Here is an 8,546-nt window from a genome sequence, read left to right on the forward strand (position 1 = left end):
ATGTTAAGTGAAGTACTCAGTTGGGGTGCAAAGATTCAATTTATTACAGGTGATAGTTGGTATTCATCGACTGGAAATCTAAAAACCATAAGAAAATATGGTATTCGATTTATGTTTGGTATCGACTGTAACCGTAAGGTTTCCCCAGAAAAAGGACAATGGTTTCAACTGCGTTTATTGCCAAATTTCCATCAAGGTCAAGTGGTCTGGCTCAAAGATTTTGGCTTTGTACAATTATTTAAGACTCAGTTAAAAGAACAGCAGAGGTTTTATATTGTGCATCAAGATGAAGATGATTTATTGTCCTTTGAGGGTTTTCATGAATTACATTCAAGTCATTGGAAAATAGAGCAATATCACCGGGTGATTAAACAGGTTTGTCATATTGAAAAGTTTCAAGTAAGACGATCTAAACTGATTTTGAATCATATTTTTTCAGCCTTGATGGCCTACGTCGAGATACAAAAGAACCAGTTTGAGCGGATCTTTGAAAATGTATATCGTTGGCAGAAGAAATTATTTAGACCAGTTATCAAAAACTTCATTGATGACTTTATTCTCGATAAAAATCATCTGCTACCACAGAGAATCTATAAATAATAGTGCGTAAGTCCTAACTGCTTAACAAATTTAGAATATTGTAAAATTTAACAATTTCAAGTGCGCAATTCAGTCAAAACTTCGTATGCTGTCATAAGGGCATTATGAGGAAAATAAAATGACCAATTTAAGCAATATTGTTGAAATTTTAGCAAAGCAGGCATTGGGCGCGAATCAGCAATCTAATCAATCTCAAGGTGGATTGGGTGGTATTTTAGGTTCGGTTTTGGGGCAACTTGGTGGTAATAACCAACAATCTGCGCAAGGCGGCTTGGGTGGCATTCTTGGTTCGGTACTAGGTCAGTTAGGTGGGCAACAACAGCGTTCTGCTACAGGTGCTTCAGGTACACAAAGTTTATTGATTGCAGTTTTGCCTTTGGTGTTGGCATGGATTCAAAAACAGGGTGGCTTGCAAGGTGCTTTGGATAAACTCAAAGGACAAGGCTTAACCAGTCAGGTGGATGATTGGGTGTCTACAGGCCCAGGTGAAAATGCGCATGTAGGTACTGAACAAGTACAAAGTTTATTTGATGATGCCGATGTAGAGCAGGTCGCACAGCAAACTCAGGCGCCAAAGCAAGATATTTATAATGCGATTTCTGCAGTATTGCCGCAAATTATTGATTCATTGACACCACAAGGTGAGCAAACCAGTAAACAAGAAGCCAACGACGATATTCAACAAGTCATGAATTTAGTGTCTGGTTTTTTAAAGCGTTAATACTGAAAAATCCAGCTTAGTAAAAGAGATTTGGATAAACAAAGCCAGCAAATTTGCTGGCTTTTTTACCTGTTTCTAAATATAGCTAAAACAGTAGAGCATAAAAAACACGCCGAAGCGTGTTTTTATATTTTAAGTTTTGGTTCAGACTTAGAAGTCGTAACGGAAACCTAAAGAAAGAGCAGTAGCATCTTCACCATTTACACCAGAGATAGTATTACCAAAGCTACGACCTTCTTTCCATGGTGTTTTGTTGGTTTTTTCATCATTTAGCATGGTTGCAAGGTTAGCATATACTCGTACTGCCTTATCTAAACGGTGCTCTACACCAACAGCTAACAAAGTTGAGTTTTTCTCGTCAGCATCTACGTCACGGTGGAAGACTTGACCACGTACATAAGTTTTAGGCGCAACTTTATAGTCAGCTGCCACACCGAACACTTGCGCATCTGGATTTGTTTTATCATCATCATGCGTTAAGTATTGATATAATGCACCCAAGTTAAATTCAGGTGTAATTTTATATGCTGCCGCTACACGGAAACCATCACGTTCAGCTTTTTTAGCAGCGCCTTCTTCATAGTGCTCATAAGCAGCAGCAAAATCAACTTTACCTTCTTTATAAGTTAAAGCTAGATCATAAGCTTTATCATCATAATCAGTTTTAGTTTTACTTGAGGCATCATAGCTCGGGTTTACGTTTTCGTGCATTGAAACTGCAGCAAGTACGTTAAAACCACCACCAAATTTAGGAGTTTTATACTCAATTGTATTGGCATTACGCTCATCAAAGTTCATATCAGCACGGGTTACGTTACGGATATCACCAACCATATCGCCAAAGAAGTTGACTGGACCGCGAGCAACTTTGAATGGGCTGTCAAAACGACCTACACGCGCTTGACCAAAATCACCTTTTAAACCTACAAAGGTATCACGAGTAGCAAATTTAACACCTTTGTCGTCTTTTTCGCCGCTAGCAAAGTTAATTTCTTGTTCAATTTGACCAAAAACAGTCATGCCATTTTCTAATTTTTGTTCAGCTTTGAAGCCTAAACGTGATGAGTTAGAAGAAAGACCAACTTCGTTGTAGTCTTTACCATCATCAAGATAGTCTAAAGATACGTGTGCACGACCATAAACTTTAACATCAGCAGCCATCGCTAATGCTGGTGTTAAAAAGGTTGCCCCAACTGCTAATGCGCAAAGCGTTTTTTTCATGTGTAGCTCCAATACAGACTATTGTTTTTTAGTCCTAAACATTGTTCAGAAGTAGGGTTGATCTACCGCTGTTCTCTATTGGTGCTAAGTATTCCTTACAAATGCGACAGTAATATTAAGGAAATATTTCAAAATTATTAAAAAGTACAAATTAGATCAAAAACTTACTTTTATTCGCATTTTTTAGTGACTGAGTTTTTAAATTTAGAAAAAATATATGAAATGAATAACTTAATTGCAAGCAGACTGAAATGCTATTGTCATAAACTGCTTGAAAAAATGCAGGGTTAAAGTATGAGATGAAAAAAATGGAGCAGGTGCTCCATTCATTTTTGCTGCTTATTTTGGAAATATTTTAGAGCGCTGCTTTAATTTTTTCCGCTTGGGCTTTAATTTTGTCTTGGTCGCCCATTTGTGCAGCATGTTTCCCAAGCTGATGTACCGACGTCGGAATTAAGTGAAAATGCACGTGGGGGACAGTTTGACCTGCGCTTGTACCTGACAATTGCATTAACACGATACCATCTACACCCAAAGCTTGCTGCATTGCTTTTGCAATTTTTTGCACAATTTGAATGGTATATGCTGCTGCATCTGCAGGTAAGTCCAGTAAAGTCACCGCAGGCGTTTTAGGAATCACAAGAGTGTGACCATCGGCTTGCGGCATGATGTCCATAAACGCAAGAACTTGGTCATCTTCATACACTTTAATTGCAGGAAGTTCGCCACGTAGAATTCTTGCAAAAATATTTTGATCATCGTAAGCCATTATGATTCCTTAAATTCAGCTTTGATATTTCAGAACGGTTATTTACAGTTCAGTTCTTTTTGACGTTCTTTGATTGCGTCAAGACGTTGTTGTTCTTTTTCAGAAAACTTAGGTTTGGTTGTATAGCAGTTGTCATTACCAAAACGTGCTTTAGCTTCTGGGTCTTTGAAGCAGAACCCTTTAGATGCATAAATAACATCGTGGTCATTTTTAAGTTTTTGACATTCTTGTTCGGATGCAAAAGCAGTTGAACTTGCCCCAATTAAAGTTGCAAGGCTTGCAAATACGGCAATGCTAAACTTGTTCATAAGAGTTTCCTCTATTTAATGATGGTGTGACTAGCCACTTAATACACATTATTGGGTTTATGGCTGCATATTCAATGGCGAGTTCTTACTCTAGGGTAATATTACTCCATAATTCATACATTTTCACAGCAGTGGAAAAATCACTGTCTTTTTCTGCGGTTAAATTCGCTGCCTGAATCAGGCTTTGGGTTAAAGCCAATACAGGTGCAGGCAAAGCTGCTTCACGGACTAAATCCAATGCGATTCCTGTGTCTTTGGCCAGTAAAGGCAGAGCAAAAGTCTTTGGAAAAGCACGGTTCAGTACTCGCTGCGGCAAAATCATTTCCGTTACTGCGCTTTTACCGCTCGAAGCATTAATGCATTGCAAGGCCTGATTTAAGTTTACGCCATGCGCTTTTAAGGTGGTAAAGCCTTCAGCTGCAGCACACAAACTTACTGCCATTAACATATTGTTCACCGCTTTTACGGCAAAGCCAGCACCAGGTTCACCCACATGCTGAATCACTTTACCAAAAGCCTGAATTGCAGGTAGGGCTTTTTCAAAAGCAGCAGCTTTACCGCCAATCATGACTGTTAATGTGGCATTTTCTGCACCAATGGTTTGTCCGCTTACAGGTGCATCTAAAAAGTCGATCTGTTGTGCTTCAAGTTGTTGTACCAATTTTTTAGCACTTTCGGGTACGCCACTGGTGCAATCGACCCAGACTGAACCTGCTTTCAGCGGAACTTGTGCAATCAGGTTTTCAACTTCGGTACTGGTAGGCAAGCAAGAAAAAATAATATCTGCCTGAACCGCTTGAGCCAATTCAACCGCTTGTGTGCCGTATTCAGCAGCATGTTGCTCGGCTTTGGCAAAGTTACGATTCCAGACATAGACCGTATCAAAATGTTTAGGTAAATGGGCTGACATGCGGTAGCCCATTGCGCCTAAGCCAATAAATGCAACAGATTGAATCATGTTTTTGCTCTCTTTATGCAATTTTGCTAGATCGTTGTTCTAACCAAGTGGTCAGTTTAGGCCAGAATTCATTGGCACTTTTTTGACTGGACATTAAACCCAAATGTCCACCTGGAATAAGAGTAAACGTGACATCGGTACTACTTGTCAATTCACATAAAGGTTGAGCAGCTTCAGCAGTGACAATTTGATCGCTATCACCCGCACCGACCAAAAGTGAACAATGAATATTTTTAAGGTCTATCTGATGTTGTTTGAGTTGAATATGACCTTGTTTGAGTGGGTTTTGCAGCCATACATTCAATACCATGTCCTGATTAATCCCACCCGGATAATCAATCATATTATTTAAAAAATTGGCTAAAGTTGCGTTTTCATGCAAGGTTTGTAAGTCGTGCAGATTCGACAGCATCTGTTTATTGCTTTCCAGCCATGCTCTAGGGTCTAAAATCTTAAAACCAATCGCATTGATTAAACCCGGTGTATGAATTAAATGCTTTGGAATTTTTCCTGAATAAAAGGCATGTTGCAATTTGGGATATTTAGAAATCAGTTGATTGGTCAGTTGAAAGAGTTTACCAACCCGCCCCGAAGCATAGCTATCTACAGGGCTACCCAAAACCATCAAGTTTTTAATATGAGTTGTTTGTTGGTCGGCGGTATAAAGCATGGCAAAAATACCCGCCATACTCCAACCATGTAGTGAAATTTGTTCGACTTTGGCGTGTTGTAAAATGAGTTGAATACAATTAGGGATTGCATCCTGAATAAAAGCCATAAAATTTAAATGACAATGTTGATAGGTCAATTGTCCCCAATCAACCAAATACACATCAAAACCGCTATGCTGAAAATGTTTCACTAAAGAGCGATAAGGATATAAGTCATAAATCGACATGGTAATTGCTAAAGGCGCAACAAAAACCAGCGGCTCTTTATATTGCTTATCTGGCGAAGCGTAATAGCGAATCTGCGCATACTTATAACGTGCCACGATGTCGTATGGCGTGGTCTGAGATAAGATCAAATCACGGCTTTTAAATAAACGAGTGCTGAGGTTTTTAAGCTTTTTTCGGTGCGGATTAAATTTTCTTTGTAGCTGATTCATGAGGTGTTCCATCACACGTGGCGCCGATTTGAATGAAGTCTAAGTGATATTTATACATTTTACCTTGACCTTAAATGCGCTTGGCGCTCAAAATGTTGGCAATTATTTAACAAACAGGTCTTAGGACTAAGTTTAGGGCTGAGCAGTAAAGATGAGTCAACACGACGACATTGAATATCAATTAGATACTTTGGCAATTCGTACCGGACACAACCGTACAATTGAAGGCGAACACAGTGAGCCAATTTTCCTGACTTCATCATTTGTTTGTGAAAATGCTGCCGATGCAGCTGCAAAATTCTCAGGTGAAATTGAAGGCAATACCTATTCACGTTATACCAATCCAACTGTACAGGCTTTTGAAAAACGCTTGGCAGTATTAGATGGTGCAGAACGTGCGGTTGCGACAAGTTCGGGTATGGCGGCCGTTCATGCGATCACTTTGGCTTATCTTAAAGCGGGTGATCATGTAGTCTGTTCACGTGCTGTATTTGGCTCGATCATTTCACTATTTGAAAAATACGTGATGAAGTTTGGTGTCGATGTCACTTTTGTTGATTTAGAAGATTTAGACAGCTGGAAACAAGCCATTCGTCCAAACACACGTCTTTTATTTATTGAAACGCCATCGAATCCATTGGCACAAGTAGGCGATTTACAAGCCATTGCCGATATTGCACATGCAAATAATGCTTTATTTGCAGTTGATAACACCTTCTGTACCCCAGTTTTACAACAACCAATTAAATTTGGTGCTGACCTAATTATCTACTCATCGACCAAATATATTGATGGGCAGGGACGTGCTTTAGGCGGCGCTGTGGTAGGTAAAGACAAACTGGTTGAAGAAATCAACGGTGTGATTCGTACTTTGGGTAACTCATTAAGTCCATTTAACGCATGGATCTTCTTAAAAGGTTTAGAAACTTTAAGCCTGCGGATGAAAGCACATTGTGCCAGCGCACAAAAACTTGCCGAGTGGCTAGATGCACATCCAAAAGTTGAAAAAGTGTATTATGCAGGCTTGCCGCATCACGCGGGGCATGAGTTGGCGAAAAAGCAACAGTCTGGCTTTGGTGGTGTTGTATCTTTTGTGGTAAAAGGCGAGCGTGAAGGCGCGTGGACTGTGATTGACAACACACGCTTCCTATCTATCACCAGTAACTTAGGGGATGTAAAATCAACCATTACTCATCCTGCAACAACATCGCATGGTAGAATGACCCCAGAAGCCAAACAAGCAGCAGGCATCAGCGAAGGTTTAATTCGTGTTTCTGTTGGCTTGGAAGATATTGATGATATTATTCGCGACATCGAGCGCGGTTTAGACCTCATTTAAAACTAGGGTCTGTTGACATTTCATAAATGGCTTGCGCTGTAGACTAAAACTGAGCAGATCAGGCATGAAACGCAGGGAATAGTGGGTCTATTGCCAAGTTTCATAACGCAATCTGAGAAAGTTTTAGCCACATTAGCGAGAACAAAGCATTGCTTTGTTTGCTGCGCAAGGGGACAAGCATATTTTTTGCTGCTATTGCGTTATGAGTCAGTCATTTAGAATGACTAAACTTCCTGCCTCATGCCTTATATCAGCTAAAAAATATGCGTTGTCGCAAACATAGACGAATTGTCAACAGACCCTCAATAGATCATTTGTTCGGAGATTTTTATGAACATTAATATGTTGATGCAGCAAGCACAGCGCATGCAAAAAGAAGTGGAAAACAACATTAAAAAAGCCAAAGAAGAACTTGCGCAAACTGAAGTGCATGCAGAAGCGGGCGGTGGTTTAGTGAAAGTGACGATGACTTGCCGTAATGTGGTCAAACGCATTGAAATCAACCCTGAATTATTGCAAGACGATGCAGACATGATTGAAGATTTGATTGCCGCTGCAATGAATGATGCTGCCCGTCAAGCCGAAGCAATTTCTGAAGAAAAAATGAAGTCTGCAAACTCAGGCATGGGCTTGCCACCGGGCTTGGCTGGTTTATTCTAAGGAACGGCGTATGTTTAGTGATCGTTTTGATCAACTGGTACAAGCGCTACGCATTTTGCCAAGTGTTGGGCCAAAATCGGCTCAACGCATGGCATTGCACCTGATTATGAAAAATAGAGAAGGTGCAGTCGGTTTGGCTCATGCTTTGAACGAAGCTACTAGCTATATTCATGAATGTTCAATTTGTCACTCATTAACGGAAGATGAAGTCTGCAATATTTGCGCCTCACATGATCGTGATGCACACTTACTTTGCGTGGTGGAATCTCCGGCCGATGTCATGGCGATTGAGCAAAGCGGCAGTTTTCGTGGCAAATACCATGTTTTAGGTGGGCATTTATCGCCATTAGATGGCATTGGGCCTGACGAAATTGGTATTCCATATCTGGTTCAGCGTTTAAGTGATGGCAACATTACCGAAGTCATTTTGGCGACCAATGCAACCGTAGAAGGTCAGGCGACAGCGCACTATTTGGCAGAAGCGACCAAACATTTGCCTGTGCAGATGACCCGTATTGCGCAAGGTGTGCCGCAAGGTGGCGAACTTGAATATGTCGATAGCCATACTTTAAGTCAGGCGGTGCATAATCGGATGCGAATGAAATAAGCATTTAGGTGCTTATTTCATGTGGATGTTTATTTCGCATGTGTGGCTATTTTATATGAATAATCAATTGATAAATCATCCATGAAAAGGACTACTTGCCTTTAAAGCCAATAAAAAATCAAATTAAGTAGGACTTACGCATTGACGGATTCAAAAAAGTATTAAAATACTTTATAAAGTATCTGTGATCAGACGAATTAAACATGCTTCTACAGCAACTTGTACATTACCCATTTATATGGGCTTTCTCATGAC

Annotated in this window: 10 protein-coding genes; 5 read left to right on the forward strand and 5 right to left on the reverse strand. The window is 40.1% G+C overall.

Annotated features, from left to right (window positions below):
* A partial coding sequence (locus ACEO2X_RS12630) for a transposase (RefSeq protein ID WP_371972100.1) occupies window positions 1-600 on the forward strand: 600 nt, incomplete at its 5' end.
* Window positions 601-718: 118 nt separating this feature from the next.
* Window positions 719-1,321 carry a YidB family protein gene (locus tag ACEO2X_RS12635; RefSeq protein ID WP_371972101.1) on the forward strand — a complete coding sequence of 201 codons (603 nt, stop codon included), beginning with the start codon at window positions 719-721 and terminating at the stop codon, window positions 1,319-1,321.
* Between the two features lie 150 nt (window positions 1,322-1,471).
* Here the strand turns inward: ACEO2X_RS12635 and ACEO2X_RS12640 are convergent, their stop codons facing one another.
* From ACEO2X_RS12640 to ACEO2X_RS12660, 5 genes are all read right to left on the reverse strand, one after another.
* Complete coding sequence (locus tag ACEO2X_RS12640; RefSeq protein ID WP_179996395.1) at window positions 1,472-2,542, reverse strand: porin; 1,071 nt, start codon at window positions 2,540-2,542, stop codon at window positions 1,472-1,474.
* Window positions 2,543-2,897: 355 nt separating this feature from the next.
* Entirely contained in the window at window positions 2,898-3,311 is a 414-nt protein-coding gene (locus ACEO2X_RS12645) for an HIT family protein (RefSeq protein ID WP_004976632.1), read from the reverse strand.
* A gap of 38 nt (window positions 3,312-3,349) precedes the next feature.
* Entirely contained in the window at window positions 3,350-3,619 is a 270-nt protein-coding gene (locus tag ACEO2X_RS12650; RefSeq protein WP_136144520.1) for a YARHG domain-containing protein, read from the reverse strand.
* 85 nt (window positions 3,620-3,704) lie between these two features.
* Window positions 3,705-4,577 carry an NAD(P)-dependent oxidoreductase gene (locus tag ACEO2X_RS12655; protein WP_371972102.1) on the reverse strand — a complete coding sequence of 291 codons (873 nt, stop codon included), beginning with the start codon at window positions 4,575-4,577 and terminating at the stop codon, window positions 3,705-3,707.
* A 13-nt stretch (window positions 4,578-4,590) separates the two neighbouring features.
* Complete coding sequence (locus tag ACEO2X_RS12660) at window positions 4,591-5,685, reverse strand: alpha/beta fold hydrolase (RefSeq protein WP_131261453.1); 1,095 nt, start codon at window positions 5,683-5,685, stop codon at window positions 4,591-4,593.
* Between the two features lie 151 nt (window positions 5,686-5,836).
* Between ACEO2X_RS12660 and ACEO2X_RS12665 the strand changes: the two genes are divergently transcribed.
* The 3 genes from ACEO2X_RS12665 to recR all read left to right on the forward strand — a co-directional run bounded on the left by ACEO2X_RS12665 (window position 5,837) and on the right by recR (window position 8,291).
* On the forward strand, window positions 5,837-7,024 hold the full coding sequence (locus ACEO2X_RS12665; protein WP_096901446.1) for an O-succinylhomoserine sulfhydrylase: 1,188 nt from the start codon (window positions 5,837-5,839) through the stop codon (window positions 7,022-7,024).
* Between the two features lie 330 nt (window positions 7,025-7,354).
* Window positions 7,355-7,684 carry a YbaB/EbfC family nucleoid-associated protein gene (locus ACEO2X_RS12670; protein ID WP_004976621.1) on the forward strand — a complete coding sequence of 110 codons (330 nt, stop codon included), beginning with the start codon at window positions 7,355-7,357 and terminating at the stop codon, window positions 7,682-7,684.
* A gap of 10 nt (window positions 7,685-7,694) precedes the next feature.
* Window positions 7,695-8,291, forward strand: a complete 597-nt coding sequence (recR, locus tag ACEO2X_RS12675; protein WP_004976618.1) for a recombination mediator RecR — start codon at window positions 7,695-7,697, stop codon at window positions 8,289-8,291.
* Window positions 8,292-8,546: the final 255 nt, after the last annotated feature.

Origin of the sequence: Acinetobacter sp. AL9 (genome assembly GCF_041464035.1) — a bacterium.
Taxonomy (GTDB): Bacteria; Pseudomonadota; Gammaproteobacteria; order Pseudomonadales; family Moraxellaceae; genus Acinetobacter; species Acinetobacter towneri.